This is a genomic window from Azospirillum palustre, from assembly GCF_002573965.1.
GTDB lineage: Bacteria > Pseudomonadota > Alphaproteobacteria > Azospirillales > Azospirillaceae > Azospirillum > Azospirillum palustre.
Window position 1 is genome coordinate 1 of sequence record NZ_PDKW01000036.1, and the last position, 26,566, is coordinate 26,566.

Below are 26,566 nucleotides of genomic sequence, written 5' to 3' on the forward strand. Positions count from 1 at the left end.
GCCCCCGTCCTTTGCCGGACCCTTCAGCCGCTCGCCCCAGCGCGCAACCAGATCGGGCTCCGCCGACAGGTAGGGAATGCGGGACGGCACGGTCTCCAGCCGGGTGCCGAACAGGGCCGGCAGGCTCATCACCGGGAGCTGGACGTCGAAATCGGGCAGCGGCGCCCCGGTCAGCGCCACGGTGACGCCGGGCAGGCTGCGCAGCACCGGCAGCAGCGCATGCTGGCATTCCAGGAGGATGGGCCGTTCGCCGTCCGCCCCTCCCTTCTCCGCCCCGACCATCTGCGCCAGCAGCGGCAGGTAGCGCACGCATTGCAGCACGTCGCCGAACCCCTGTTCCCAATAGACCAGCAGCCGCCGGCCCCGCAGCGGCGACCCGTCCCAGCGCGGCTTGGAGAAGCTGCGCTGCGGCGAGGGCAGCTGGCCATGCTTCCAGCGCCATTCATAGCCCCGCCAGCCCCGGACGAAATCGCCCAGCAGAAGCCGGACCAGGGATTCGTTCCAATGGGCCCCGGCGAAATCCGGCTCCAGCGTCGTGGCCCGGCGGAAAGCCAGCAGCGCCGCCCAGAAGCTGCCCCGGTCCTTCACCGTGGTCCCCAGATTGCTGTAGGCGCCGCTGTGCTGCGGATTCAGCGCGATTGCCCGGCGGAAGCAGCCTGCGGCCTCCTCCAGCCGATAATCGCTGCGCAGCATGGCGCCGAGGTTGTTGGCATATTCCGCCTCCATCGGGTCCAGCGCCGCCGCGCGGGCGAAGGCCTCGCGCGCCTCGTCCGGGCGTTTCGACCCCTCCAGCAGAAGGCCCAGTTCGTTCAGCACCGCCGGCTGGTCGGGCTTTAGTCTTGTGGAGATCCGGTAGGTCCGGACCGCCTCCTCCCGCCGGTCGAGCTGGATCAGCAGCGATGCCAGATTGTTCCAGCTGTTCAGCGACCCCGGAACCAGCGCCAAGGCCTGTCGCAGCAGGGCGACCGCCGTTTCCTTCCTTCCGGCCAAGGCATGCAGCAGCCCCATGTTGTTGACGGCAGGGGCGAAGTGCGGATCGCTGGCCGCGATCTGGGCATAGAGCCTCCCGGCCTCGTCGGCACGGCCGGCTTTCTGGAGGCCGACCGCCATCGTGAAGGCTTGCTCGATGTTCATGGGGGCCGCGGCGCTTCGGTTGGGGAACGGCGCGATCAGTAGCATGAAGATGTCGGGGCATGAAGATGCCGGCTTCTGCGCAGAGCGGCCCCGGTATCCTGCCTCCCCCGGCGCTCCCCAGGCTTCCATCCGTCGCGAACCGCTGCCCTCCGTATGATGGCTGTTGCATCGCACTCCCCGCCCCCGCATCAATGGCGCTCGTCGAACGGGGAGTGTGGCGGACGGCATGGCGCGGCTTCTGCTGATCAATTACGAGTTTCCGCCGCTCGGCGGCGGGGCGGCCAACGCCACCGACAACACCGCCTGCGAACTGGCAGCATTGGGCGAGGAGGTGCTGGTGCTGACCTCCGCCTTCGGCGACCTGCCGCGGGTGGAACGGCGGGCCGACGGGGTGGAGATCCGCCGCATCCCGACCCTGCGCCGCCGCCGCGACCGCAGCTCGGTGGTAGAGATGCTGGCCTTCCTCGCCAGCTCGCTGGTGATGGCACCGTGGATCGCCGCCCGCTGGCGTGCGGACGCCACCGTCGCCTATTTCGGCCTGCCCTGCGGCCCCGCCGCCTGGATGGTGAAGGCGCTGTCCGGCGTGCCCTATGTCGTCAGCCTGCGCGGCGGCGACGTGCCGGGCTTCCAGTATGACGGCATTTCGCTCTACCACCGGCTGGCCGGGCCGGTGATCGGCTGGCTGTGGCGCCGGTCCTCCGCCGTCGTGGCCAACAGCGATGGGCTGGCCGGGCTCGCCCGCCGCTTCGCCCCGGACCAGCCCATCGCCATCATCCCCAACGGTGTCGACGCCACCCGCTTCTCGCCCGCCGATGCCGGGCCGGCCGATGCCGGAAATGCCGGCGACCGCCTGTCGCTGCTGTTCGTCGGCCGGGTGGTGCGGCAGAAGGGACTGGACGTGCTGTTCGAGGCGCTCGCATCCCTGCCCGACGGGATGCGCAGCCGCATCGGCCTGACCATCGTCGGCGATGGCCCGGCGCGGCCGGAGTTGGAGGCGCAGGCCGCCCGGCTCGCCCTGTCGGAGCGCATCGTCTTCCGCGGCTGGCTCGGGCGCGACGAGCTTCCCGCCGCGTATCGCGCCGCCGACGCCTTCGTCTTTCCATCGCGCGACGAGGGCATGCCCAACGTGGTGCTGGAGGCGATGGCCGCCGGCCTGCCCGTGGTGGCGACCCGCATCGCCGGCAACCGCGATCTGGTGGTGGAGGAGGAGACCGGCCTGATGCTGGACGCCGACGACACGCCGGCGCTTGCCGCGGCACTGGCACGTCTGGCCGAGGACCCGGCCCTGCGCCGCCGCTTGGGCGAGGGCGGACGCCGCCGGGTGGTCGAGCATTTTTCCTGGCGGGCCGTCGCCGCCGCCTACCGCGACCTGATGCTTGCCGGCCGCGCCCCGGCGGGACGGGTTCCGTCGGCGCAGGCGGAGTGAGGGGCGTTGCCGGTCCCGGATGAGGAGGCCGTGCGCCCGGCGGTCAGGTTCCCGCTCCAAGCTGTTCGTCGACGAACCCCCGCAGGGCGCCGGCGACGCTCTCGACCACCGGCGCCCAGTCGCCCGGCCCGGTCTGGTTGAACAGGCGCATGGTTGGATACCAGGGGGTGGTCCGACGGCCGGTCAACCAGCGCCAGCACCCGTCGAAGCGCGACAGGACCCAGACCGGCTTTCCCAGCGCTCCCGCCAGATGGGCGACCGACGTGTCGACGCAGATGACGAGGTCCAGGGTGGAGATCAGGGCCGCGGTGTCGGCGAAATCATTCACCTCGTCCATAAGGTCCACCACCGCCATGCCGCGGGGCGGTGTGCGCGCCTGCAGTCCGGCCGTTCCCTTCTGCAGGCTGAAGAAGACCGTGCCGGGCACGGCGGCCAGGGGAGCCAGCTGGGACAGGGTCATGCTGCGCCGCTGGTCCGTCGCATTGGCGTGCAGCATGTGGGGACGCGGATTGCCGGCCCACACCAGCCCGACCCGCACGCCGCCATGGACGGGAAGCCGCCGTCGCCACAGCTCCATGTCCGCGGGATCGGGGGCAAGGTAGGGAATTTGGGCCGGAATGCTGTCCAGCGTCGTGCCGAAGAAGCCGGGCAGGCTCAGCAGCGGCGTGTGGACGTCGAAATCCGGGACCGGATCGTTGACGGCGTGCACCGAAGCGATCCCCGGCATGCGTTCCAGCAGCCGCACCAGCCCCGGCTGGGCAACCAGCATCACCCGCCCGGCACGCCCGGCCCCTGTGCGCTCTGCAAGAAGCGGCACGTAGCGTGCGAAATGCAGCGTGTCGCCATGCCCCTGCTCGGCATAGACGAGGATGCTGCGGCCATCCAACCGCTCCCCCTGCCAGCGTGGCTGGGACAGCTTGGGCAACGGAAGCTGCCCGGTCCGCCACCGCCATTCGTAATGCTTCCATCCTTCTGCGAGAGCGCCGGACTTCAGCAGGGTCAGCGAGAGGTTGAAATGGGCGTCCGCGTTCTCCGCGCTGCGGGCCAGAACCTGACGGAAGCACTGCTCCGCCGCCGCCAGCTCGTTGCGGGACAGGTGCACGATGCCGAGGTTGTTGCCGGCTGCGAGGTTGCCCGGATCGAGACGCAGGGCGCGCCGGCACTCCTTTTCGGCCTCGGCATAGTCGGCGAACCGCTTGGCCCGGGTCCGGAGCGCATGGCCGAGATTGCCATAGGCGTCGGGGTGGTCCGGTTTCAGCGCGATGGCCTGGCGATAGCGGGTTCGGGCAGCGGCGGCCTCGCCCAATTCCCACAGCGCATTGGCCATGTTGTTGTGGGGGCTCGGATAATCGGGCCGCAGCAGCATGGCCCGGCGGTAATGGGGCTTGGCCGCCGCATAGCGTTTCTGCATCAGGCAGCTGCTGCCCAGCCCGTTCAGCGCTTCCGGGTGGTCCGGTTTCAGCGCGATGACGCGCCGGTAGACCTGCTCCGCCGCGGCAAGCTCCTGGCGCTGGATGAAGAGGTCGCCCAGGGCCTGGGGATGGTCGATGACGAGCGGCTCCACCCGCATGGCACGGCGCAGGGCCGTTTCCATCCTGCGGGGATCGCCGGACCCGCAGGCGACGCGGCTGAGATGGCCGATGGCTTCCGCCTGGTCGGGCTGGAGCGACAGCACACGATGGTAGAAGGCCTGCGCCTCGCTGAAGCGCCCGAGGTCGAGCAGGGCATGGGCCAGATTGATCGCACCTTCGGTCCGTTCCGGCGCCAGGGCAATCGCCCGGCGGCCGCTGGCGCGGGCCCGATCAGGCTGGCCGAGAAGCTGGAGGGCGCGGGTGAGGTTGATGACGGGTTCGGCGTAGCCCGGACGCAGCGCGACGGCCCTGCGATACGCGGCCGCCGCCGCCGCCATGTCACCCTGCGTCCGAAGCCCCTCGCCGACGCTGTTGTGATATTCGGCACGGTCGCAGGCGATGCGCAAGGCACGGTCGAACAGCGCCAGGGCATCGGCTTCCCGCTGGGATTGCAGCTCGGTCAGTCCCAACAGGTGCCAGGCATCGCCATGGGCCGGCTCCAGCGCGAGCAGGGCGCGATAGATCCCCACCGCCCCGGTCAGGCGGCCGGCGCGGTGGGCGGCGATCGCCCTGGTCAGAAGGCTGCCGGCCGGCGGCGTGCCGGCTTGGCCCGCTTCAGCCCGCTCCGACCCAGGCCGTCCTGCCCCAGCCCGTTCCGCCTGAATGTGGCCGGTGCCCCTGGTCTTGCTGATCCTGTCCAAAGCGGCGTGTTCCCAATCGACCCGGATGACGGCCTGAGCGATGGCGGCCGACCGCAGTGCGGAGGCTAGCCGGACAGGCTTAACCTTTGGCTAATCGAGACCGGCTGCTGCTCCGATCACGCCAATCCATCCAGGGAACGGCGACCGGCGACCACCGCCTGCAATTCGGCGGAGATCGCCGCGACGACGCTGGTCCAATCCCCCGGCACCGGCTGGCGGAACAGCCTTGCGGTCGGATACCAGGGGCTGTCGGCCCGCCCCTCCATCCAGCGCCAGTCGGCGGCGAATGGCAGCATGATCCAGACCGGCCGGCCCAGGGCACCGGCGAGATGAGCCGGTGCCGTGCAGGAGGTGATGACGAGATCCAGTCCCGCCATGATCGCCGCCGTGTCCGCGAAGTCGCGGATCCTGTCGCCCGGATCGGTGACGGTCGCGGGCAGGACATGTCCGGCCAGGTCGCGCCGCCCGTCCCCCACCTGCAACAGGACCATGTGCAGGCCGGGCAGCGTCAGCAGGGGGGCAATGGCCGCGAAGCGTGGAGACCGCTCGCGGTCGCCGCCGAAGGTCGGGTTTCCCGCCCACACCAGCCCGACCTTCAGCCCGGCGACGCCCGACAGCTGCGTGCGCCACGCCGCCGCATCCTCCGGCGCCGGATGCAGATAGAGCACCCCGCCGGGAATGCTGCCGCGGTCGGTGCCCAGCAGGTGCGGCAGGCTCAGCAGAGGGGTCCATGCGTCGATCCGCGGCATCCGGTCGCCATCCGCCACCGCGTGGCGCACTCCGTCGGCGCGCGCCATCAGCCGCTTCAGCGCGGGCGAGCAGAGCATGGTCAGCGTTCCGCCGCTGCGCTCCACCAGCTTGGCATAGCGCACGAACTGGATGGAGTCGCCTTCGCCCTGCTCCGCCACCGCCAGCAGGGAGACGCCGTTCAGAGCCCCGCCGCGCCAGCGGGGAGCGGGCGTGTCGAGCGCGGGCGCAGGCAGTGGTGCCGCGCCGTAGCGATGCTCGTACCAGCCGAAGCCGGTGCGCAGGTCGCCGCGGCGCAACAGGGCGAAGCCGAGATTCTTCGCCGCCTCATGGTGGTCGGGGGCCAGGGCAAGCGCCTGTCGGAAACAGGCTTCCGCCCTGGCGGTCTGGCCGGCATCGAACAGGACCGCGCCGAGGTTGCACAGGGCGTTCGCATGCTTGGGCGCCAGGCTCAGCGCGCGCTTGAGCGCCATGATGGCGTCCGCGTCGCGGCCGGCTCTGCGCAGCTGGCTGGAGAAGTTGGACCAGACCTCCGCATGGCCGGGTTCGACCGCAATCGCCCGTTGGAAACAGCGCATGGCCAGAGCGCCGTGGCCGAGCTGGCCGGCCAGGGTGCCGATGTTGGCATGAACGGGGCTGTACAGCGGGAACCTGCCCGCCGCCCGGGTGAAGGCTGCGACCGCCGCCGTCCGGTCCTCCTGCCGCAATGCGAGCAAACCGGCCTGGAACTCCGGGCTGTGCATGGGATCGATGACGGCGTCGTCGGGGAGGGCGGGCATGGGGACCGTGATGGCTCTGCGGCCGGCTGGCGGCGGTTTTCCGTGTGATCCGCGCTTCAAGCGATACCGCCCGGAACGATCACACTCTAGCCGGGATCGGCATGTCCGCAAGGCCGTCCCCTCCGGAACCGCCCTGCTGTAGAGTGGCGGCCCTTCGTCCTGCACTGAACCGCGCCGGGTTTGTCGGAGGCCGGATTGGTTGAGTCACGCCGCCATGGCGACGTCCTCGGTTTGGGCATAATGCCGCCACCGAGGTCCGGCTGCTCGGCGTGTACAACGGCACGGTCCTCTCGCTCTCCGACATCAACCTCGGTTGATGTCGGGGGCTCGGTTGATGACGGGGGCTCGGGATGGCTGGGGAGGGTGGAGCCGACGCCATGGCGTCGGTTCCGCCGCTCGCAGTCCGGTTCCGTCGGCCGTCGTGCCGGCTCACAGGTGCTGTTGACATCCGATGGCTTTCGGGAGCGTATGGCGGCGCGGCAGAGCGGATCGGACAGCAAGGGATCGGACAGCGTGGCGGAACCGGTGAAGACGGCGGAAGGCGGGGGCGGCACCCCGGCCGGGACATCCGCCCTGGCCTTCGATTTCGGCGAGAACTGGGACCATTACTCGCGCACCGTGCTGGACGAGCCGCGGCTGGTGGCGGCCATCGACAGCCTGAAGGGGCTGGTCGGGACCGACCGGCTGAAGGACGCCAGCTTCTGCGACGTCGGCTCCGGCTCCGGGCTGTTCACCATCGCCGCCGGCAAGCTGGGCGTTTCCCGCGCGCTGGGCTTCGACGTCAACCCCACCGGGGTCGAGGTCGCCCGCCGCAACCTGGGCCGCTTCGCGCCCGAACTGGCCGACCGCATCGAGTTCCGGCGCGGCTCGGCGTTGGACAGCGGCTTCGCTGGCTCGCTCGGCCGTTTCGACGTGGTCTATGCCTGGGGTTCGCTGCACCACACCGGATCCATGTGGCCGGCGATCGAGACGGTGGCGCCGCTGGTTGCGCCGGGCGGCACCTTCGTGCTGGCGCTCTACAACCGCCATTGGACCTCGCCGATCTGGACCCTGATCAAGATCGTCTACAACCTGTCGCCGGGCCTCATTCGGAAGGTCTGGGACTGGACGCTGGGGTCGCTGATGTTCCTGGCGACCTGGGCGATCACCGGGTCCAACCCGCTGCGCAAGGAGCGCGGCATGGAGTTCTGGGTGGACGTGACCGACTGGCTCGGCGGCTACCCCTATGAATATGCCAGTGCCGACGAGGTGCGGGCGCGGATGGACGCGCTCGGCTTCGACATGCTGGAGGTCCGTCCGCCGCGCGTGCCGACGGGCTGCAACGAATTCATCCTGCGCCGGAGGCCCGCATGAGCGACGACGCATTCAAGTCCGCCACTTCCCTCTCCACCCCCTTGCCCGCGGCGGCGGCTGACCATCCCGGCGGCGTCGATTACGACGACAGCTGGGAGCGTCGCTGGAACGACATGCGCAAATACGGCCCAACCGGCCGGCATCTGCGCCGTATCGTCACCGAGATGGTGCGCCCGCTGAATTACGACAGCTTGGCTGACGTCGGCTGCGGCCAGGGCTCGCTGCTCGCCACGCTGATGCCGCTGAAGCCGCAGGCCCGCTACACCGGCCTCGACTTCGCCGCCAAGGCCATCGACGTCGCCCGCCGCAGGGCGCCCAATGCCGAGTTCGGCCTGCTCGACGTCGCCGCCGGCCATCTCGACCGCCGCTTCGATCTGGTGGTCTGCACCGACGTGGTCGAGCATATCGAGGACGATGTCGCGGCACTCCGCAACCTCGCCGCCATGACCGGCCGCTACCTGCTGGTCTCCACCCTGCAAGGGCGGATGCGCGATTTCGAGCGCACGGTCGGCCACCACCGCAACTATGCCCGCGGCGAGCTGCAGGCCAAGATCAAGTCGGTCGGGCTGGAGATCGAGCGGGTGGTGGAATGGGGCTTCCCCTTCTTCTCGCCGCTCTACCGCAACGTCCTGGGCGCCGCCAGCGGCCAGGGTACGGAGGGCGACTACGGCCCCGGCCGCCGCTTCCTCGCCGAGGCGCTGTACCACATCTTCCGCCTGAACTCCTGGTCGCACGGCGACTACATCTACGTGCTGGCTCGCCGGCCGGGGTCGTGATTCCCTGCCTCTCCCCATGCCCCGGCGGGTCCTCGCTCCGCCGGGGGCACATGGGGAGAGGGCATGGTCTCCTTTCATTACGTCATGATTTCATGAAAAGGTTTCTTTAGGTGCGTCCCCGTCTGAAGGCCCTGGTCAGCGCGCTGCTGGTCGCCCTGCTGCTGTGGCGGGTCGATGTGGCGGAGGTCGGGCGGGTTCTGGCGGTGGCCTCGCCGGGGCTGATGGCACTCGCCGGCCTGCTGTTCTTCCTGATGCATGTGCTGAACGCGCTGAAGCTGCGGGTGCTGCTGCCGGAACTGCGGGCGGGGCGGCTGCTTGCCTACACGCTGGTGGCGCAGCTCTATGCGCTGGTGCTGCCGGGCCAGCTGGCGGGGGAGGCGGTGAAGGCCTACCGGCTCAGCCGTGACGAAGGGCGGGGCGAAGGGCAGGGAGAGATCGGCGGCGGCCGCATCGTCTCGGCGGTGGCCTTCGACAAGGTGACGGGGATCGCCGGGCTGCTGCTGCTGACCGGCAGCGGGCTGGCGGTGCAGTCGGCTCGCTTCGGCGAGGGGCTGCTGGTGGCGGTGGTGCTGGTGCTGGCCGGGCTGGCCGCGGCGACTGCCTTGCTGGCCTGGGGACCGGCGCGCACGCTGCTCCTGGCTCTGCTGGGCTGGCGTGCCGGGCCGAAGCGCGAGGCCTGGCTCCTCGGCCCGCTGCGCCGTTTCCTGGAGGCTTGGCGCGACCAGACAAGACGGCCGGGGCGGGCATTGCTGTCGGTCGCCGTCGGGATCGCGGTGCAGGTGGCGGCGGTCGCCGGCAGCCAGTCGCTCGGCCTGGCGGTCGGCATCGACCAGCCCTTTTCGGTGTGGAGCGCGGTGATCGGGGTGATGTCGGTGATCGTGCTGATGCCGGTCACCGTCGCCGGGATCGGCCTGCGCGAGGCGTCGCTGGTCGGGCTGCTCGATCTGGTCGGGGTGCCGCATGCCCAGTCGCTGGCGCTGGGCTTCGGCATCCTCGCCTTCCAGGCGATGGTCGCCTTGCTGGGCGCCGTCATCGACCTGACGGTCCTGCGCAGCCGGCCTGGGGCCGGGCCGCGCGAGGGCGTCGGTCTATAACGGTCAATAGCCTCCCAGAAACTCCTGCAGGCATTCCAGCAGGCGGTCGATGACCTGATCGGTGAACAGCGGCGACAGCCCGATATACAGGCCGCGGTCGTGGATCGCATCGGCGCCGGGCAGGGCGCCGGTCGCCAGATCCGGGAACAGTTTCGCTGCCGGCTGGCGCGCGATGTTGCCGGTCACCACCGGCCGGGTCTCCACGCCCTTGTTCTCCAGGTAGCGCACCAGATCGTCGCGCGTGAAGGGCGCGTCGGCTGCCACCAGCATAGGAATGCAGAACCAGGAGGGCTGGGCCAGCGGATGGGCGCGGGGCCGCGACAGATGTCCGCTGCGATCGATGACGTCGAAGATGCGCCGGGCGATCTGCTCCCGCCTTTCGTTGAATCCGGGCAGCTTGCGCAATTGGTGCAGACCGAAACCGGCCTGCAACTCGGTCGGGCGCAGGTTGAAGCCCCAATTCACGAAGGTGTAGCGCGGGTCGAGCGTGGGGTCAGCCGCAGGGGGAGTCGGCCGGTTGGCGTTGCGCATCCAGCCATGCGCCCGCATGATCCGCAGGTTTTCGGCCACCTCGGCGCTGGAGCAGGAGATCATCCCGCCTTCCATCGTGCAGATATGGTGGGAGAAAAAGAAGGAATAGGCGCCGCCCAGCCCGAAGGTGCCGACCTGTTTGCCGTTCCAGGCCGCTCCCAGCGCTTCGCAGCAATCTTCCAGCAGGACGAGGTTGTGCTTGGCGACCAGCGCCCCGATCCGGTCCATCTGGCAGGGGTTGCCCATCAGATGCACCAGGAACAGCGCACGGGTGCGGGGACCGATCTTCGCCTCGAGGTCGTCGAGGTCGATGTTGAAGGTCGTCGGATCGACGTCCACCAGCCGGACCTTCAGCCCGGCCATCAGCGGCGACCAGATGTGTGTCGGCCAGGTCACCGCCGGAACCAGGACCTCGTCCCCCTCTTCCAGAAGCGGGTTGGTCGGGTTGCGCAGCAGGAAGGACAGCAGCAGGTCGGCGGAGGAGCCGCTGTTGACCATCACGGCGTCGTTGCAGTCGACATAGCTAGCGAACTGGCGTTCGAACTGAAGCGTCTTCTCCCACATGGTCGTACGGAAGCTGGTCATCGAATGGACCGCCTCCATGATCTCGTCCACGTCGAAGGTCGCGAGGCTGAGGGGATAGAAGTAGCGCCGGGCCTGGGCCTCGTTGCCGCGGTTGCCGACCGCGATCAGGGCATTCAGGACGTCGAGCAGCTTCACTTGCAGATCGGCGGGGGTCATGCGGCGCTCCGCGACTTCAGGGCACGATAGTCGGCAATGGTTCGTTCGATGCCATCCTCCAGCGTGACGGACGGGTGGAAGCCCATCTCGCGCATCCGGGACACATCCAGGCATTTCAGCAGCATGCCGTCGGGCTTCTCGGCGTTCCAGGCGATCTCGCCGCCATAACCGACCTTGGCGGCGATCAGCAGGGCCAGATCTCGGATCGAGATGTCCGTGCCGCTGCCGACATTGATGAAGCCGCCGTCGCCGGGCATCCGCTCCGTCAGCATCAGGATGGCGTCAGCCAGATCGTCGACATGCAGGAACTCGCGCCGGGCGCGGCCCGTGCCCCACAGCTCCACCCGGCCGGCGCCGTCGTCCACCGCATCGGTGAAGCGGCGGACCAGGGCGGACAGCACGTGTGAGTTCTGCAGGTCGAAGCTGTCGTTGGTGCCGTAGATGTTGCAGGGCATCAGCGAGAAGCCATCCATCCCATATTGCCGGTGATAGTATTCGACCATCTTCATGCCGGCGATTTTGGCGATCGCATAGGCTTCGTTGGTCGGCTCCAACGGGCCGGTCAGCAGATATTCCTCCCGCATCGGCTGCGGGCAGTTGGTCGGGTAGATGCAGGAACTGCCGAGGAACACCAGCCGCACCGCGCCGGACTGGTGGGCGGCCTGGATGACGTTGGTCTGGATCGCCAGATTGTCGTACAGGAACGTCCCCGGCGAGGCGATGTTGGCCTGGATGCCGCCGACGCGGGCCGCGGCGAGGATCACCACCTCCGGGCGTTCCCGCTCGAAGAAGGCGCTGGTCGTCTGCTGGTCGCGCAGGTCGACCGCACTCTTCTCGACGGTGAGGATGTCGGGGTGACCGATGTCGTGCAGCTTCCGCAGCACGGCGGACCCCACCATGCCGCGATGTCCCGCGACGAAGATTTTTCTGGCCATCAAGTCCATGGCGGCATTCATCCGGATATTGGCGGGAAATGGCGGAAGCGGGGATGCGATGCGGCGGGGAACCGCCGGAGCATGCCCGGTCAGTAGCGGACCTGTGTCCAGCCGGACGGGATCAGGTCGCGGGTGTCCAGCCCATTTTTCAGCCATCTTGCCGGCGCATAGACCACCTTGTCCTGGGCGGCGCCGAGCCAGGCGGCCCACCAGGAGAAACTGCTGTTGGCGATGATGAAGTGCCGGCAGGCGCTCATCAGCCGCAGATCCTCGTAATTGCGGTCGGCGCGGTTGTGGCCGACGAAGATGGTCGGCGCATCCAGCCTCAGGTTGGCCTGGGCCCAATAGATGTCGTCGGAGAAGACGAACAACGTCACCGGTCCGACCCGGTTCCGCAGATGGCTGAGTGAGCCTTCGTAATACTCGCGCGGGCAGACTCCGTGATGCTGCTCCGTTCCGGGGTTGGACACGTAGTCCGCGCGGCGGACATGCAGGCAGACCGCATTGGTTTCGGCGATCATGGAAAGCACGGCCGCATCCTGCCCTTCGGCGGGCGTCCGGACGCTGAAATCCGACCGGATGACGTCGGCGATGGGCTCGATATAGCGAAAGCTCTGGAAATAGCCGCGCAGATACATCGGCGGCGGGGTCTCCAGCACATTGCGGTCGAAGCCGTAGGGATTGCCTTCGCGGTAGATCCGGCCCGTTACCAGGATTTCCGTCAGGTCCTCCGCCGTGGCGAAATCCTCCTGGATGCTCAGGTTCGACAACGCATAGTGATGCAGCTTGTAACGGACGAAACCGGCGATGTTGAGCTTCAGCGGCACGTTGTGACGCAGGGCCGCGGCCCGGGCCGCGGCGTATATGAACATCTGGTTCCCGAGGCCGCCGATCAGATCCGCAATGATCATCGCCTGTATTCTTTCCCGATGAGTTGATGGGATGGCGCCTGCCGGACGCCTGCCGTCCTGTCAGGGCTGGGAGGCGGGGGACGGAACCGCGGAGGGCGCGCTGTCCGGGGCGAGCCCCAGCATCTCCTCCACCGTCTCGCGGCCTGCGAAGGGGGTGTAGCGGATCAGCGGGATGTCGACGATCATCGATTTGCGCCAGACATAGGCGCACTCCATGTTGAACTCGTAATCCTCGGCAATGCCGAAGGCGAGCTCGCCCCAATCCTTCCAGCGCACCTTCTCCAGCACTTCCCTTCGGATTACCGGTTGCCCGGACTGAACGGGGCGTTCGGTAAAGGCGCCGTAAGCTTGCTGCGCTTCGACGCAATCGTGCAACCGCCCCCGCGGGAAGCACCCCCCGGCGATGGCGCTTTGATGCCAAATCATGAATTGAAGGGCCCCGTGAACCTGACGGAACTCCGTTCCCGCGAAGCAGAAGCTGTGGTTCAGATGCATGATGTCGTACTGCTCGAACAGGCGCTTGACGATCTGAATGCGTTGCGGGTGCGGAGTGTCGTCGGCATCCTGGTAGCAGATCAATTCATGGATCGCCCGTTCCGACGCGGCTTGACGGTTCGGTCCGTGGAACATTCGCCGGGGATGCTTGAGGATCAGGATCTCTGCGAAACGGCTGACCCCGATGGCGGCGATCCGCTCCAGCACGGCTCCATCCGCCATATGGGCGTTGCTGACTGATACGATGACTTGGTCCGGCCGCTCGGCGCCGTTTGCATAGGCTTCCAGCAGATCGGGAACCAGGACCACATCCCGATGGGTGCATGGAATAACGAGGGAAAGATTCATCAGACGCAGGCCTGTTCCAGTCAGGATGGGCATGATCGGGTGGCTGGGGAAGGGCAGGAAGCGGGCCGTCGACAGGCATTGCCCTCAACCGCCCGCGCCTACGTCGCCCGCTGCTTCCGTCCGCACGTCATCCCACAGCAGCATAGGGGTTGGCAAGACGCCGCCATGCCCACTCCGGAGGGGACGATCCCAATGCAAGCCAGCCCTCTGCACATTCCAATTAGCCGTTGCGCTCGCTGGACCCAGCGGCCATACCATGGCCCGGCATCGCACCCACAGATGACAGCAGCCTCCGGACCCGTTCGATGACCCTCCTGCTTGCCCCCGGATCCGCCACCACGGACACCGGCACGGTTTCCGTCTCGGTCCTGATCCCGGTCTATAACGAGGAGGACAATATCGCCCCTCTGTGCGGCCGGCTGATCCCGGCGCTCGACGGGCTGGGGCGGAGCTTCGAGGTCATCTTCGTCAATGACGGCTCCACCGACGGGACGGAGGCGGAGTTGCAGCGGGTGGCGTCCGACAGCCGCATCCGCGTCATCAATTTCCGCCGCAACGTCGGCCAGACCGCGGCAATGATGGCCGGCATCGACCATGCCCGCGGCGACGTCATCGTGCCGATGGACGGCGACCTCCAGAACGACCCGCAGGACATCGCCGGGCTGCTCGCCAAGCTGGACGAGGGCTACGACGTGGTGTCGGGCTGGCGCGCCGACCGGCAGGACGGCTTCCTGCTGCGCACGCTGCCGAGCCGGATGGCCAACAAGCTGATCTCCACCATCTCCGGGGTGAAGCTGAACGACTATGGCTGCACGCTGAAGGCCTATCGGCGCCAGATGCTCCAGGGCTACCGGCTTTATGGCGAGATGCACCGCTTCGTGCCGATCTACGCCCGCTGGCAGGGCGCCAAGCTGACCGAGATGCCGGTGCGTCACCATCCGCGCCGGCACGGCCAGTCGAAATACGGGCTGGAGCGCGTGCTGAAGGTCGTGCTCGACCTCGTGGTCGTCAAGTTTCTGACCCAGTACGAGACCAAGCCGATCTACATCTTCGGCTTTGCCGGCCTGATGTTCATGGGGCTGTCGGTGCTGGCCGGCATCTATGCCATCTACCTGAAGCTGGTCGACGGCATCTCCTTCATCCTGACGCCGCTGCCGCTCTTGGTGACGATGGGGCTGGTCACCGGCGTGATGTGCATCCTGATGGGGCTGCTGGCCGAGCTGCTGGTCCGCATCTATTTCGAGAGCCAGGGCAAGAGCCACTATTCGATCAAGACCATGCTGAACTTCGACGAGCCGCCGCCGCCGGACCGCAGCCTCCGCGACTGAGGATGCCGATAAGAAGGCCCCGTACCGTTCCCGGTGCGGGGCCTTTTCCGTATCAGGGCGTCGCCGCCACCCCGCCGGACGGCGTCAGTTCCTTCAGCCCGCCGTCATGGCCCAGCACGAACAGCCGCACCCGCTGGCCGGCCAGTTCGGGCGGAACGGGCAGGGCGAAGCCGCTGTCGGTCATCCGCCCGTCCTTCAGCACAGCGGCGACGTCGGGCCGCGCGCCGCCGGTCGGCGCGGTGGCGACGATGCGGTCGCCGACCCCCAGCAGGACGAAGGCGGCCGGCGCCGGCACCGCCGCATCGACCGCCCAGCCGAGTGCCGCCAGCGAACCGGAGGGAAGCTGCGTGAAGCGGTCGAGCGAGCCGAGCAGCCCGCCGTCACGCGGCGATGCTTCCAGCCGCAGCCGTGCCGACGCCTCATCCAGCTTGCCGGCTTGCAGCAGCGTCGCCAGCGTCCCCCGCTCCGGCCGGCTCGCGGCGTCGGCCAGGATCGTCCGCACGAAGTCGGCCTTCAGATCGTAGGCGGCCTGGAGGAACGGCGCGATGTTGCGCGGCGAGGCGGACGGGCAGACCAGCGGCTGGCTCCAGTCCATCCCGGCAGAGTCCGATCCGTCCGCTTTGCGGATGGCGTGCAGATAGGTGGCGACGCAGCGCTCCGCCGCCCCGTCGCGCTCCGCCACCATGCGGTTGAGGCCGGCGACGCTCCAGTGCCGCCAGAAGGCGTCCGTCCCGGCACCATGGCCGACGGCGAGCGCCGCCACCAGCACCAGACCGGCAGCGGCTCCCCCCCCCATGCGGCGGCCGAACAGCAGGGTCCAGCCGGCGACCGCGGCAGGGAAGGCCAGCAGCACCGGATAGGCGTAGCGCGGGATGGTGCCGCAGCGCATGGCGTTGGCTATGCCCTCGCCGCACAGCCCGGCCCGGCCCAGCGCGGTGGTCATGGTGACGATCAGCGCCCCGGCGATCAGCCCGGAAATGGCAAGCGCGGCATGGCGCTTCTCCCGCCCGGCGCGGCCCAGCAGCAGGCCCGCCGCCGGGACGAGGCAGAGCCCCAGGGCCGCCGCTCCCGCCGCCAGCGACAGCGGGGCTCCCACCGCCTCCACCGGCAGGCCGGCGGCGGTGGCGAAGGCGCCCAGCAGGAAGGCCCAGAAGCCGCTGTGCCAGGGCAGCACCAGTGGCTGGCCGGTGTGGTTGGCGTAGGAGCCGTGGAAGGTCATCCACAGCATCGCCGCGGTCAGCAGCAGCCCACCGCCGACCGCCACCAGCGTGCGGCCGTCCAGGCGATCCCTCCATTCCTCCTGGCGCAGGGCCAGCACCGCCCCGGCGCCGGCAGCCCCCAGGGCATAGCTGGCGCCGAACACCCCGGTCGAGCCGAAGGCCAGCAGGAACAGCGTCGCCACCACCAGCCGCCCACGGGCCAGCGTGTGGAGGAACAGGAACAGGCAGGTGAAGAAGATCGGCTGGGCCAACCCCATGTGCTGGTAATAGAAATACTCGTTGTTCAGCGTGCCGGTCAGGAACAGCCCGGCCGCCGCCACCGGCACCCCATCCCAGGCCGAGCGCACGCAGTCCCGCAGCAGCACCAGCGCGTAAGCGGCGAGCATGGCGGCGAAGGCCAGCCAGCCGACCAGCCGGAAGGCGAGGAAATCGACGCCGATGGCCTGCCACAGCCCGTGGGTCAGCAGCTTGAAGACGGGCGCGACATGGTCGCTGTCCTTGGCGAAGATCGACTGGAACGTCAGCGGCTGCTGCACGCCCTGGGCGGTGCCGAAGAAATAGCCCCAGTCGTCCCAATAGGGCAGGCCGGTGCTGGCATGCATGTTCATGCCGAACTGATAGGCGACGATCAGCGCGCCCAGCCCCAGCAGCAGCCCGACCAGGATGCGGGCGGGCGACGAACCGCGGCCGGCGGGGACCTCGGAGCGGGCAGCATCGTGCATGTCCGCTCCCCCGCGCACTCGGGAAAGCGGACGATCCAGACTGTCTAGGCTCATGCGGCGTTTTCCATCGGGGTCGGTGCCGGGGTCGGGGCCGGGCGGTCCAGCGCGGTGGCGAGCGCGGTCCAGGCCCACAGCAGGCCGCGGTGGTCGGCCTGCCCGCTGCGGTGCTCGTCCCAGCGCGCCGCCAGCCACTTGCCGTCCACCCCGATGCGCGCGGCTGTTTCCAGCGGCGGCTGGGGCAGGTGGCGCAGCCAGCGGCTCAAGGGGATGCCGAAGCCCTTCTTGGGCCGGGACAGGATCGCCGGCGGCAGAAGCGGGGCCATCGCCTTCTTCAGGATCCATTTGCGGGTGCCGGCCCGGATGCCGTTCGGCTGCAGCTTCACTTCGGCCGGCAGGCGGCTGACGAAGGCGACGAGGTCGCGGTCGAGGAAGGGCGAGCGCGTTTCCAGCGAGCAGAACATGCTGGCGCGGTCGGCCTTGATCAGCAAATTCTCGCCCAGATAGAAGCGGCCGTAGAATTCGATGGAGCGGTCGACGTCGTGCCGGCTGGCGCCCGAGCGCCACAGGGCGTCGGCCTCGTCATACAGCTCGTCGGCGGTCAGGTCGGTGCCGAACAGCCGCGACACCTCCTCCACCGACGCCGGACCCAGCCAGGCCGGCATCCAGTGCGCCGGCCGGTGGCCCAGCCCGCGCAGCGCCCGGCGAAGCTTGAAGTCGAAGCTCATGTTGCGGTCCGAGCGCGGCAGCCGGTGGGCTACCGCCTCCGCCAGCCGGTGCAACGGGCGGGGGACGGCATGGTGGTAGAGCCGCGCCGTGCGCAGCGCGTCGAAGGTGTCGTATCCCGCGAACAGCTCGTCGCCGCCATCGCCGGTCAGCGCCACCGTCACCCGTTCGCGGGCGAAGCGCGACAGCAGGTGCGTCGGCAGGATGGAGGGATCGGCGATCGGGTCGTCCAGCCGGCCCAGCAACTCCGGCAGCATCCCCGCCGCGGTGTCGAGGTTCAGCGTGCGGCAGGCATGGTCGGTGCCGTAATGGCGCGCCGCATCGGCCGCATAGCCGCTCTCGTCGAAGCTCGGCTCGTCGAAGCCGATGGTGAAGGTCTTCATGGTGGCCGGGTCGCGGTGCCGGGCCGCGAGCGCCACGATGGCGGCGCTGTCGATGCCGCCGGACAGGAAGAAGCCGACTGGCACGTCGCTCAGCATGCGGCGTTCCACCGCACGGTCCAGCAGCTCGCGCAGCTCCTCGGCCCACTGGTCGGGACCGCCCGGCGGCTGGTCGTCCACCACCATCCGGTATTCCCAGTAGCGGCTGACCGACAGCCGGCGGCTGGCCAGGTCGTAGACCATGCTGCAACCGCCCGGCAGCTTGCGCACCGCGGCATGGGCGGTCAGCGGCGCCGGGATGAAGCCGTAGGCGAAATATTTGACCAGGGCGGTGCGGTCCAGCGTATCAGGCACCGACGGGTGCGACAGCACGGCGGTGGCTTCCGACGCGAAGACCAGCCCGTCCGCCGTTTCGGCATAGAACAGCGGCTTCTTGCCGAAGCGGTCGCGGCCGAAGACGAGCCGGCCCTGGCGGCGGTCGTGCAGGCAGAAGGCGAACATGCCGTTCAGCCGCTCCAGCATGTCCAGGCCCCATTCCCGGTAGCCGTGCAGCAGCACTTCGGTGTCGGAATGGTCGGTGACGAAGCGGTGCCCGGCCTGCTCCAGCGCGCGGCGCAGTTCCGGCGCGTTGTAGATCTCGCCATTGTAGACGATGACCAGATCGCCTTCCGCCGTCGCCATCGGCTGGTGTCCGCCCTCGATGTCGATGATGGCGAGGCGGCGGAAGCCCAGATGCACCGGCAGCGCGGCGCTATGATCGGCTTGGCCGCGGTCGGCATAGACGCCGTCGTCGTCGGGGCCTCGGTGGCGGATGATGCTGGTCATGGCGGCGAGGTCGCGCTCGCCGCCGGGTCCGGCGAAGCCGGCGAAACCGCACATGGGGCTGCTCTCCCGGGGGGACTGCTGAAGGTGGCGACGGGGGCTAGGTGTAGCGTCTCACCCGGCCGGGTGCCATGGCGAAATGCCGAATGCGGCGGAGGGGGCGCTCAAACCGCTGTGCCAGATCCTGGCCGGACAGTTCCGTCATGTTCAGTCTTCTCATTCCAGGCTCGAAGGCGCGGAATCTGTTCAGTAATTTCTTAACCATTCCTGCACTGGAACAATGGCTTCAATTGGCCTGTGGACCGCGGGGGGACGGTTCGTCGATACGGCTTCCGTATTCCGAAAGATCGATCCTTGAGCTGAAGCAATCCCGGAGACAAGATCGCAGCGCGGCGATGTCATCCGATCGCCTTAGGAGCAGGTGCTGGGCATGAGCGATTTCGTCATCATCAACAACCACGACATCATGGCAGACGTGGCGGAAAGTATTCGCCACGGGATCACTGCTCTCGGGCACACTTGTGCCGTGAAGCGCTCTAGCGATGTTAAAGTTGTACCCTCCATCGTCTACATCCTTTTCGGCAGCCCGGATTTCAACGTCGCTGCTCTGCCGGACAATGTGATTATCTTCAATCTGGAACAGTTCGGCAGTTCCTCGTCCCTATTGAGCCCTGCCTACCTTGCGGCGCTGCGGTCCCGTATCATTTGGGACTACAGCCGCCGAAATCTGGTCTGGCTGCGGGAGCATGGAATTGAACCGCGCTTGGCGGAGCAGGTGAGGATTGGCTACAGCCCCGCATTGCGCCGTATTGAGCCGGACGGCCCGCAGGACATCGATGTGCTGTTCTATGGCACGGTGAACCGTCGTCGGTTCAATATTCTGTCCCAGCTTGCGGCTACGGGTCTGCGAGTGGTGGTGTTGACCGGCGGCTTTGCCGACGATATTTCGCACATGCCTGTCGACGGGCAAGGATTTACAGTCCTCCCGCCGGCCTTCGGGCAGGAACTTGACGGCTGGATCTCCAGGGCGCGTCTCGTGTTGAATGTGCATTTCTACGATACCAAGATTTTCGAGATTGCCCGGGTCGCTCCGCTGCTGGCGAACGCGAAGGCAGTCGTCGCCGAAGTCGATGTGGAAACCGATATCGAACCTGATCTTTTGGAAGCTGTCGCGCCTGCGCGCTACGAGGATCTGGTCGATGTCTGCAAGCGCCTGATCGCCGATCGGACAGCACGTCGCCAATTGGAGGAGCGTGCAGGGGCTTCGTTTGCTGCGCGGGATGCGGCAGATGGCCTGCGGACGGCAGTTGCGGAGACCTTGACCGTATTGTTCCCGCCGGCATCGCTCCCGGCGGCAACGGTCGCTGGGCTTGACCGGCTGGAAGAAGGTGGCGTAGAGCACATTGCGGGGAACGACCTCGCCCCCCCATCGGAAGCTACAATGCGACTGAGTTCCTGTCTGGTAGCCAGTGATCTGAATCCACTCTACCTTGATTTCTTTCCGGTCGTCCGCAAGCTTTGGATGGAGGTGGTGGGGCTGCGCGTCAAGCTCGTCCTGATCGCTGATGAAATCCCTGCGTCTATGGAGACGTGGGCCGAAGACATCGTGCTGTTCCCACCCCTCCCCGGTGTCAACACGGCCTTCCAGGCGCAATGCATCCGCCTGCTTTATCCCGCATTGATGGAAGCGGAAGCCAAGGGCGGTGCGGTGATCATTTCGGATATGGATATAGTGCCTATGTGCCGGCGCTATTATACGGATCCAATATCCGGCTTCTCCGATAATAATTTTGTGGTCTATCGTGGAAACGTATTAATTTCCGACAGTGCTCAGATTGCCATGTGCTACAACGCCGCGCGTCCGGCGATCTGGGGGGAAATCTTTGGTTCTCATGGCCGGATCGATGGCATTGAGGATGTCAGGCGAATTCTTGCAGATTGGGCAGCACAGTGTTCAGAATATGACGGCCGTCACGGCGGCCAAGGCTGGAGCTTCGACCAGAGGGTGTTGTTCGAACGTGTACGGGCCTGGGCCAGCCAGGGGCCGAACAAAACCCGCATCAGCGTGTTGGACGACGGAAAAACCGGATTTCAACGCCTTGACCGGTCGGACCTGATGCGTGCGGGCGCGTTGTCCCTGGCTCAGGCGGAACTTATCCGGGATCACCTTTACACCGACTATCATCTTCTGCGTCCGTATGCCGACTACAAAATGGCGAACGACCGGATCGTGCAGATCCTTCTTGATCGTCGGATCTGAGACGGGCAGCAATGTCGGCGTCCCGCTTTTCCAAGCGATGCCTGTTCAGGAGCAGTGGATGAAGCCGCTTTGAGAGGCCCAGCGTGGGATCGGAGGCGAACGAACCCGCGCCGAGGAAATGAAAATGGAACGCCTTCGTCCGTACGATCACCGGTACTGACCGCAACAGCGGTCCGATGATGTATCAGCCAGCCCAAGGAATCCAAAATGGCCCATCAAGAACAAGTCTTCTTTGTGAAAAATATCAAGAATTATTTGGGTGGATATTTTGTTGACTCCGAGGTTCTTGAGATCGGCAGTCTCGATATCAATGGAAGCGTGAGAGAGCATTTTGAGCGTTGCAAGTACACCGGAGTCGACCTTGAGATGGGTCCGGGGGTGGATATCGCTTGCCCGGGAGAGGATTTCGGCGGCAGAGCTCATCAGTTCAATACCGTCATTTCATGCGAAGCGATGGAGCATAACAGGAACTGGCGGGAAACATGGCTGAACATGATCCGCATGCTTCGCAAGGATGGTCTGATGATCATGACATGCGCCTCCATCGGGCGTCGTCGTCATGGCACGGCAGAGGATCTTCCCTCGGACTCTCCATTCACCTCTCGTGAAGGAATGAACTACTATCGCAATCTGGATGTCCCGGATTTCATGGAACTCGTAGATCATGACCAATGGTTTTCGGTCTGGGGATTTTTCAGGGATCACGTTATCAGGGATGTCTATTTCTTCGGGATTGGCAAGGAAGCCAGCGAAGTGAATCAGAAAAATGCTGCCAATCTGAAAGTGGCGTTCGAAAAGTTTTACTATACCAGAAATGTCGAAGGTCGATACTGATCCGGATTTCGATCGATCCCTGCGGCAAGCGGTCGGACAGGTTTCAGGCTCCGTCACGGTCTCGTCGAGAGCGGAGCGCGGTGATTGCATTTGGAGGCTTTGGTCTCATCCGGGGAGAGGCCCGCTTCCCTATTGCATGTGCCCGCTTGCATGGGAAAGAGGGCCTATTTTCAGGGCTGGATCTGCCGAAGGCAATGTCCTCCGATCGGAGCAGCGTCAGCGACTGGAATCCTTGACGCTGTCCTCGTAATACACTTGCCCGACATAATCGCATGAACAGGGGGGATGCGGCGGAAACGGCTCGCCGCCAAAGGGCGATATGCCCCGGACATGCTGAAGACAATTATGCTGGATATCGGGCCAGACGGACTCCGCCAGGAAGTACATGTCGTCCAGCTTCTTTTCCCAACGGTTCCAGGCCAGGATGCGTTCCTTCATATCCGGAATCACACCGCCGCGGATGCCCCACATGCCGCCCAGCATCGGCCAGTTCACGTGGTGCGGATGGTCACGCATGACGTGAGCCCCCTTGCCGGATGCCAGCCAAGCCTCCACCGCGGTCGCTTCCCGTATGTTCAACCTGCTGTCGGCATCCCGGACGATCAAGGCATCCAAGCCTTCGTCGGATGCGGGAATGAAACGCCAGAACATGCCGAAAATGCCGCCGGGATTCCGCATCAGGCAAACCTGCGCGCCGTTTCCAAGCAACTCCTGCGTGAATTCATTCTGCTCGTCGGTGTAGATGCGGAGTGTCCAGCCCGGATAGATCTCCTTGTAGATCCGGCTGTTGATCAGAGCACCTTCCCAATACATCCGCGAAGAGCCCCAGACTGACATGGTGATGAGACGCAAAGTCGTCTTCCCTGGTCCAAGTTCGTGAGAATGGAGGAATGCTAGCGGAAAGAAGGAGCGAACGGGTGGGCAAAAGCATCCTCACGGTCTTGCCCGAACCCAGGCTTGGTAGAGCCCGCCGAAGATCATCGGGTGCTCCGCCTCCAGCCGGTCCCAGCGGGCCAGCGAGGTCATCGCCGGATCCTCGGGGAAGCGCTTGCGGTAGAGTGCCGCCACCGCAGGATCGGCCAGCCGGAAGCCCAGGAACTCCAGCTTCAGCGCGGCAAGCGCGTCGGCCAGCCAGTGCAGGGTGACGTGCAGTTCATGCACGTGCATCAGCAGGTCGCGGCAGGCGCTGGTGCCGTAGAAATCCGGGGAATGGATGACGGCGCGCGCCGGATGGCCCTCCGGCAGGGCCAGGATGTCGCGGCGGACATGGCGGATGCCGTCCAGGGTCGGCGGATGGCCCCGCTCGGCGATGAACTGGCGGGCAGCCAGGATGGGGCGGCGGGCGGCGGCGCTGTAGAAGCCGATCTCCATCACGCCGTGCGGGCTCATCATCCCGCGCAGCACGCGCAGGCCCGCCATCGGGTCTTCCATGTGGTGCAGGACGCCGACGCTGTGGATCACGTCGAAGCGACGGCCCAGCGCCCCCAGTTCCAGCAGGTCGGCCTGGGCGAACTCGATGGTCTTCAGGCCCAGGCGCCGGCTTTGGCGGGTGGCGTAGGCAAGGCTGCGGCGGCTGAGGTCGACCGCCAGCACCTTTGCATTCTTCAAGGTGGAGGCCGCCCACACCGCCTCGCGTCCGGTGCCGCAGCCGGCGACCAGCACCTCCGGCGCCTCCCAGTCCGGCGCGTTCCAGGCGGGGGCGGCCGGCAGGGCGGCATGCGGGAACAGGGCATGCAGGAAGCGGGACAGCGGCATCGGCTCCGGCAGCAGCCCGGTGTTCATCCAGCGCGGATAGGGATTCTCCTCGTACTGGGCGCGCACGCCGACCGACACCGGGTGGCTGATCGGGGTCAGTTCCGGCAGCTCCGCCTGGATCGCCGCCTCGGCCAGCGGTTCGGCGACCTGCCGGTTCAGCAGCCGGGCGATCTCCTCGGGCCAGGATAGCGCCTGCAGGGCCTCCGCCCGCTCCCAGCGGTAGAGCGGCCGGTAGGCACCCAGCAGGGCGACCAGAACCGCCGGCGGCTGCTCGCCGCTCGCCAGTGCCGCCTCCGCTGCGCGGACCAGCACCGCCAGGACCTGGAACTCGCCGTCGGTCTCGGCGAAGACATATTCGTTGAGGAAGCACTGCTCGGCGATGGCGGCGCACAGGGTGCGCCAGGACGGCCGGTCGGGCAGGCCCGGACCGGTCAGCGCCAGCATCAGCACCCGGCGCAGCCGGGTCAGCGCCCGTTCCAGCCGGGGATCGCAGACCGGCGCGGCGCGCAGGTGGGCCAGGAGCAGGGCATCCTCCGCCAGCCCGGCGAGCGAGCCGTCGGCCAGCAGCGCCAGGCTTTTCCCGTCCAGCGTCCGCCCGTCGTCCCCGGGCCCCTCCTCCGGAGCGGCGAGGGCCTTGAGGACGGGCGATGCCATCAGGACGCCGGCGATGGCCCGGGACAGGCCGGCGCTTTCCACCTCCGGCCGCCCGAGCGCCGCCAGCAGGTCGGTGCGCAGGCCTTGATCCGCCCCCTCGCCGGATGCGGGCGGTCCGGCGTCGCGCAATGCTTCGACGAAGGCGATCCAGTTGCGCGGCATGTCGGGGGCGAGGCGGATCGCCTTGCGCACATAGGGCAGGGCCTGGTCGCGCCAGCCGCCTTGCAGGAACAGCGCGGCGATGCCGAAGCACAGCTCCGCATCGTCCGGAGCCGTGCGGGCGATGCCGAACGCCTCCGTCTCCGCCTCGGCGGTGCGGCCGGCGGCGATCAGCAGCGACAGCAGCGTTCGGCGCAGCGGCAGGGGAAGCGGCCGGCCGGCGGCGGCGCGGCGCAGGTCCTCGATGGCGTCGTCGGGGTTGCCGGTCTCCTGGTGCAGGCGGGCGAGGTTGTTGTGGACCTCCGGCAGGTCGGGGGTGAGGCGCAGCGCGGCGCCATAGGCCTCCAGCGCGCCTGCGGCGTCGCCGCCGCTCTGCAGGGCGGTGCCGAGATTGGCCAGCAGCGCCGTCCTGGTCCTGTCGTCCGGATCGGCGATGAGCGCCAGGCCGTCGCGGCAGACGGTGACGGCTTCCGTCCAGTGGCCGGCGACGCGCAGGCTGTCGGCTAACAGCAACCGGGCATCGAGATGGCCGGGATCGACCGCCAGCACGCGGTGGAAAACGGCGATCGCCGATTCAAGCTGGCCGCTGCGGTGGTGCAGGGTACCGATCAGATGCAGCGTTCCCACCAGCCGCGGGCGCAGCGCCACCGCCTGCTCGGCCTGTTCCAGCGCCTTCTCGTCGTGGCCCAGCCGGGCCAGCAGCGAGGCATGGTTGCCCAGGATTTCCGGCAAGACGGGTCGATGGGAGAGGGCGCGGCGGAACAGCGCCTCGGCCTCCTCGGCGCGGCCCTCCAGCATGCGGACCAGCGCCAGGGTGCCCAGCGCCTCGGCCTGCGCCTGCCGCAACGGCTGGGCCGACTGCGCCGCGCCGTCGGCAAGGCGCAGGGCCGTGTCGCAGGCCGCCGCCGCTTCGGCCAGCTGGCCGCGGCGCAGCCGGGCGAGCGCCTGCGCCCGGTGGGCCTGGACCGCGGCCGCTCCACCCGTCTCCTCCTGTCCTGTCCGGCGCAGCGCTTCGGCTGCCGCGGCATAGCCGTCGTCGACGCGGCCGGCGGCGATGAAGGCCAGGGCAAGCACGCTCCAGCCCTCCGCCCTGTCCGGTTGCCTGCGCACCGCCGCCTCGGCCCAGGCCACGCTGTCGGCCGGCCGGCCCAGGATGCGGGCGGCGTCGGCCAGCGACAGCAGCGCGGCCGGCTCCTGCGGCGGGGAGCCGCACAGCGCGCGGTACGGCCCCTCCGCCTCCTCCGGCCGGCCGGACCGGCACAGTTCCAGAACCTGCGCCAGCCGTTGGGCGGCGGCCTGATGGTCCGGACCGCTTTGGCCGGTCGGAAGGCCGGCGGTCCCGGTTGCGCTGTCGGTGGTCATGGAACTGGACCTTTGGGCTGGAAGGAGGCCGGGGAGGACAGGGGCCGGAGAAGACGGGATCTGCCGGGCCTCAGTAGGCCTGGTAGGATTTTTCCTCGACCAGTTCGGAGCCGAGCAGACGGTTCAGGTCGCGCTTCAGCGCGGCCCGGCGGTCGTTGGTGTGGTAGACCTGCCGGGCCAGCTCGACGAAGCGCGGGCCGAAATCCTTGGCACGCTCGCAGTCGCGGATCTCGTCCTCGACCTCCCACAGGGTGGTGTTGACCGCGCGCAGCCCGTCGATCAGCACGGCGACCTCCGGCCGCGCGGTGTCGGCCTGAACCGCCACGGCGAGCAGCGCCTCGCGCTCGCGCCGGACGTTGGCCAGCTTGTCGGCGTCGGCGATGCGCTCCGTCTTGATGTCGAGGATGGTGATCTTGTCCAGCAGTTCGCCCCAGGAGACGGGTGCCAGGATCGGCATGTCGGAAGCTCCATTTTGAGGGAGATGGACGGAAGCGGCGCGTTCGCGCAGTGCGCGCTCCAGCCTGTCGATGGTGTCGTCCCAGTGCTGCGGCCTTGTCTGCCGGAACAGGCGCATGGTCGGGTACCAGGGGCTGTCCTCGCGGTCGAGCATCCATCGCCAGTCCGGGGCGAAGGGCACCAGCACCCAGACCGGGACGCCGAGGGCTCCGGCGAGATGGGCGACGGAGGTGTCGACGCAGACCACCAGGTCGAGGTTCGCCATGATGGCGGCGGTGTCGGCGAAGTCCTTGATGTCGGGCGACAGGTTCAGCAGCTGGAAGCCGCCCGGCGGGTCTGCCGCCTGCCC

Annotated in this window: 19 protein-coding genes; 7 read left to right on the plus strand and 12 right to left on the minus strand. The window is 67.7% G+C overall.

Features of this window, described 5'->3' with window-relative positions; all coding sequences use genetic code 11:
• A partial coding sequence (locus CRT60_RS00500; RefSeq protein WP_098734507.1) for a tetratricopeptide repeat protein occupies positions 1-1,134 on the minus strand: 1,134 nt, incomplete at its 3' end.
• Positions 1,135-1,360: 226 nt separating this feature from the next.
• On the opposite strand from CRT60_RS00500, the gene CRT60_RS00505 reads away from it, so the two are divergent.
• The gene (locus tag CRT60_RS00505) at positions 1,361-2,560 is read left to right on the plus strand and encodes a glycosyltransferase family 4 protein (protein WP_098734740.1); all 1,200 of its coding nucleotides are present in this window, start codon (positions 1,361-1,363) and stop codon (positions 2,558-2,560) included.
• Positions 2,561-2,603: 43 nt separating this feature from the next.
• On the opposite strand, the gene CRT60_RS00510 is transcribed toward CRT60_RS00505, so the two are convergent.
• Complete coding sequence (locus CRT60_RS00510) at positions 2,604-4,832, minus strand: tetratricopeptide repeat protein (protein WP_098734508.1); 2,229 nt, start codon at positions 4,830-4,832, stop codon at positions 2,604-2,606.
• Between the two features lie 116 nt (positions 4,833-4,948).
• Positions 4,949-6,358 carry a glycosyltransferase family 9 protein gene (locus CRT60_RS00515; RefSeq protein ID WP_098734509.1) on the minus strand — a complete coding sequence of 470 codons (1,410 nt, stop codon included), beginning with the start codon at positions 6,356-6,358 and terminating at the stop codon, positions 4,949-4,951.
• A 468-nt stretch (positions 6,359-6,826) separates the two neighbouring features.
• Here CRT60_RS00515 and CRT60_RS00520 point away from each other — a divergent pair, with 468 nt between their 5' ends.
• From CRT60_RS00520 to CRT60_RS00530, 3 genes are all read left to right on the plus strand, one after another.
• Positions 6,827-7,711 carry a class I SAM-dependent methyltransferase gene (locus CRT60_RS00520; protein WP_098734510.1) on the plus strand — a complete coding sequence of 295 codons (885 nt, stop codon included), beginning with the start codon at positions 6,827-6,829 and terminating at the stop codon, positions 7,709-7,711.
• Positions 7,708-8,487 carry a class I SAM-dependent methyltransferase gene (locus tag CRT60_RS00525; protein ID WP_098734511.1) on the plus strand — a complete coding sequence of 260 codons (780 nt, stop codon included), beginning with the start codon at positions 7,708-7,710 and terminating at the stop codon, positions 8,485-8,487. The genes CRT60_RS00520 and CRT60_RS00525 overlap by 4 nt, the downstream gene beginning before the upstream one ends.
• A 110-nt stretch (positions 8,488-8,597) precedes the next feature.
• Entirely contained in the window at positions 8,598-9,581 is a 984-nt protein-coding gene (locus CRT60_RS00530) for a lysylphosphatidylglycerol synthase transmembrane domain-containing protein (RefSeq protein WP_098734512.1), read from the plus strand.
• 3 nt (positions 9,582-9,584) lie between these two features.
• On the opposite strand, the gene CRT60_RS00535 is transcribed toward CRT60_RS00530, so the two are convergent.
• From CRT60_RS00535 to CRT60_RS00550, 4 genes are all read right to left on the minus strand, one after another.
• The gene (locus CRT60_RS00535; RefSeq protein WP_098734513.1) at positions 9,585-10,853 is read right to left on the minus strand and encodes a DegT/DnrJ/EryC1/StrS family aminotransferase; all 1,269 of its coding nucleotides are present in this window, start codon (positions 10,851-10,853) and stop codon (positions 9,585-9,587) included.
• Complete coding sequence (locus tag CRT60_RS00540; RefSeq protein ID WP_244592189.1) at positions 10,850-11,788, minus strand: GDP-L-fucose synthase family protein; 939 nt, start codon at positions 11,786-11,788, stop codon at positions 10,850-10,852. Before CRT60_RS00540 ends, CRT60_RS00535 begins: the two co-directional genes overlap by 4 nt.
• A gap of 89 nt (positions 11,789-11,877) precedes the next feature.
• Positions 11,878-12,699 (minus strand): alpha-1,2-fucosyltransferase, encoded by an 822-nt coding sequence (locus CRT60_RS00545; RefSeq protein WP_098734515.1) that lies wholly within the window; start codon positions 12,697-12,699, stop codon positions 11,878-11,880.
• Between the two features lie 60 nt (positions 12,700-12,759).
• Positions 12,760-13,575 (minus strand): glycosyltransferase family 2 protein, encoded by an 816-nt coding sequence (locus CRT60_RS00550; RefSeq protein WP_098734516.1) that lies wholly within the window; start codon positions 13,573-13,575, stop codon positions 12,760-12,762.
• Between the two features lie 272 nt (positions 13,576-13,847).
• Between CRT60_RS00550 and CRT60_RS00555 the strand changes: the two genes are divergently transcribed.
• Positions 13,848-14,870, plus strand: coding sequence for a glycosyltransferase family 2 protein (locus CRT60_RS00555; protein ID WP_098734517.1), 1,023 nt, complete (start codon positions 13,848-13,850; stop codon positions 14,868-14,870).
• A 52-nt stretch (positions 14,871-14,922) separates the two neighbouring features.
• On the opposite strand, the gene CRT60_RS00560 is transcribed toward CRT60_RS00555, so the two are convergent.
• Together CRT60_RS00560 and asnB are read right to left on the minus strand one after the other, a co-directional pair.
• On the minus strand, positions 14,923-16,812 hold the full coding sequence (locus CRT60_RS00560; RefSeq protein ID WP_244592190.1) for a hypothetical protein: 1,890 nt from the start codon (positions 16,810-16,812) through the stop codon (positions 14,923-14,925).
• Between the two features lie 50 nt (positions 16,813-16,862).
• Positions 16,863-18,794 (minus strand): asparagine synthase (glutamine-hydrolyzing), encoded by a 1,932-nt coding sequence (asnB, locus tag CRT60_RS00565; RefSeq protein ID WP_098734519.1) that lies wholly within the window; start codon positions 18,792-18,794, stop codon positions 16,863-16,865.
• Between the two features lie 373 nt (positions 18,795-19,167).
• Here asnB and CRT60_RS00570 point away from each other — a divergent pair, with 373 nt between their 5' ends.
• Positions 19,168-20,997 carry a hypothetical protein gene (locus CRT60_RS00570; protein ID WP_098734520.1) on the plus strand — a complete coding sequence of 610 codons (1,830 nt, stop codon included), beginning with the start codon at positions 19,168-19,170 and terminating at the stop codon, positions 20,995-20,997.
• A gap of 207 nt (positions 20,998-21,204) precedes the next feature.
• A complete protein-coding gene (locus CRT60_RS35345; protein ID WP_143272941.1) occupies positions 21,205-21,831 on the plus strand; it encodes a class I SAM-dependent methyltransferase in 627 nt (208 codons plus the stop codon).
• Between the two features lie 216 nt (positions 21,832-22,047).
• Here the strand turns inward: CRT60_RS35345 and CRT60_RS00580 are convergent, their stop codons facing one another.
• From CRT60_RS00580 to CRT60_RS36740, 3 genes are all read right to left on the minus strand, one after another.
• The gene (locus CRT60_RS00580; protein WP_143272943.1) at positions 22,048-22,683 is read right to left on the minus strand and encodes a hypothetical protein; all 636 of its coding nucleotides are present in this window, start codon (positions 22,681-22,683) and stop codon (positions 22,048-22,050) included.
• Between the two features lie 81 nt (positions 22,684-22,764).
• Positions 22,765-25,761 carry a class I SAM-dependent methyltransferase gene (locus CRT60_RS00585; RefSeq protein WP_098734523.1) on the minus strand — a complete coding sequence of 999 codons (2,997 nt, stop codon included), beginning with the start codon at positions 25,759-25,761 and terminating at the stop codon, positions 22,765-22,767.
• 70 nt (positions 25,762-25,831) lie between these two features.
• Positions 25,832-26,566 (minus strand): glycosyltransferase family 9 protein (locus CRT60_RS36740; RefSeq protein WP_280177180.1); only part of this gene is annotated, 735 nt, incomplete at its 5' end.

Coding starts and splice junctions, on each gene's coding strand:
- CRT60_RS00505 (WP_098734740.1), top strand. CDS start 1,361: ATGGCGCGGCTTCTGCTGATCAATTACGAGTTTCCGCCGCTCGGCGGC.
- CRT60_RS00515 (WP_098734509.1), bottom strand. CDS start 6,358: ATGCCCGCCCTCCCCGACGACGCCGTCATCGATCCCATGCACAGCCCG.
- CRT60_RS00520 (WP_098734510.1), top strand. CDS start 6,827: ATGGCGGCGCGGCAGAGCGGATCGGACAGCAAGGGATCGGACAGCGTG.
- CRT60_RS00525 (WP_098734511.1), top strand. CDS start 7,708: ATGAGCGACGACGCATTCAAGTCCGCCACTTCCCTCTCCACCCCCTTG.
- CRT60_RS00535 (WP_098734513.1), bottom strand. CDS start 10,853: ATGACCCCCGCCGATCTGCAAGTGAAGCTGCTCGACGTCCTGAATGCC.
- CRT60_RS00540 (WP_244592189.1), bottom strand. CDS start 11,788: ATGGCCAGAAAAATCTTCGTCGCGGGACATCGCGGCATGGTGGGGTCC.
- CRT60_RS00545 (WP_098734515.1), bottom strand. CDS start 12,699: ATGATCATTGCGGATCTGATCGGCGGCCTCGGGAACCAGATGTTCATA.
- CRT60_RS00550 (WP_098734516.1), bottom strand. CDS start 13,575: ATGCCCATCCTGACTGGAACAGGCCTGCGTCTGATGAATCTTTCCCTC.
- CRT60_RS00555 (WP_098734517.1), top strand. CDS start 13,848: ATGACCCTCCTGCTTGCCCCCGGATCCGCCACCACGGACACCGGCACG.
- CRT60_RS00560 (WP_244592190.1), bottom strand. CDS start 16,812: ATGCACGATGCTGCCCGCTCCGAGGTCCCCGCCGGCCGCGGTTCGTCG.
- asnB (WP_098734519.1), bottom strand. CDS start 18,794: ATGTGCGGTTTCGCCGGCTTCGCCGGACCCGGCGGCGAGCGCGACCTC.
- CRT60_RS00570 (WP_098734520.1), top strand. CDS start 19,168: ATGAGCGATTTCGTCATCATCAACAACCACGACATCATGGCAGACGTG.
- CRT60_RS35345 (WP_143272941.1), top strand. CDS start 21,205: ATGGCCCATCAAGAACAAGTCTTCTTTGTGAAAAATATCAAGAATTAT.
- CRT60_RS00585 (WP_098734523.1), bottom strand. CDS start 25,761: ATGACCACCGACAGCGCAACCGGGACCGCCGGCCTTCCGACCGGCCAA.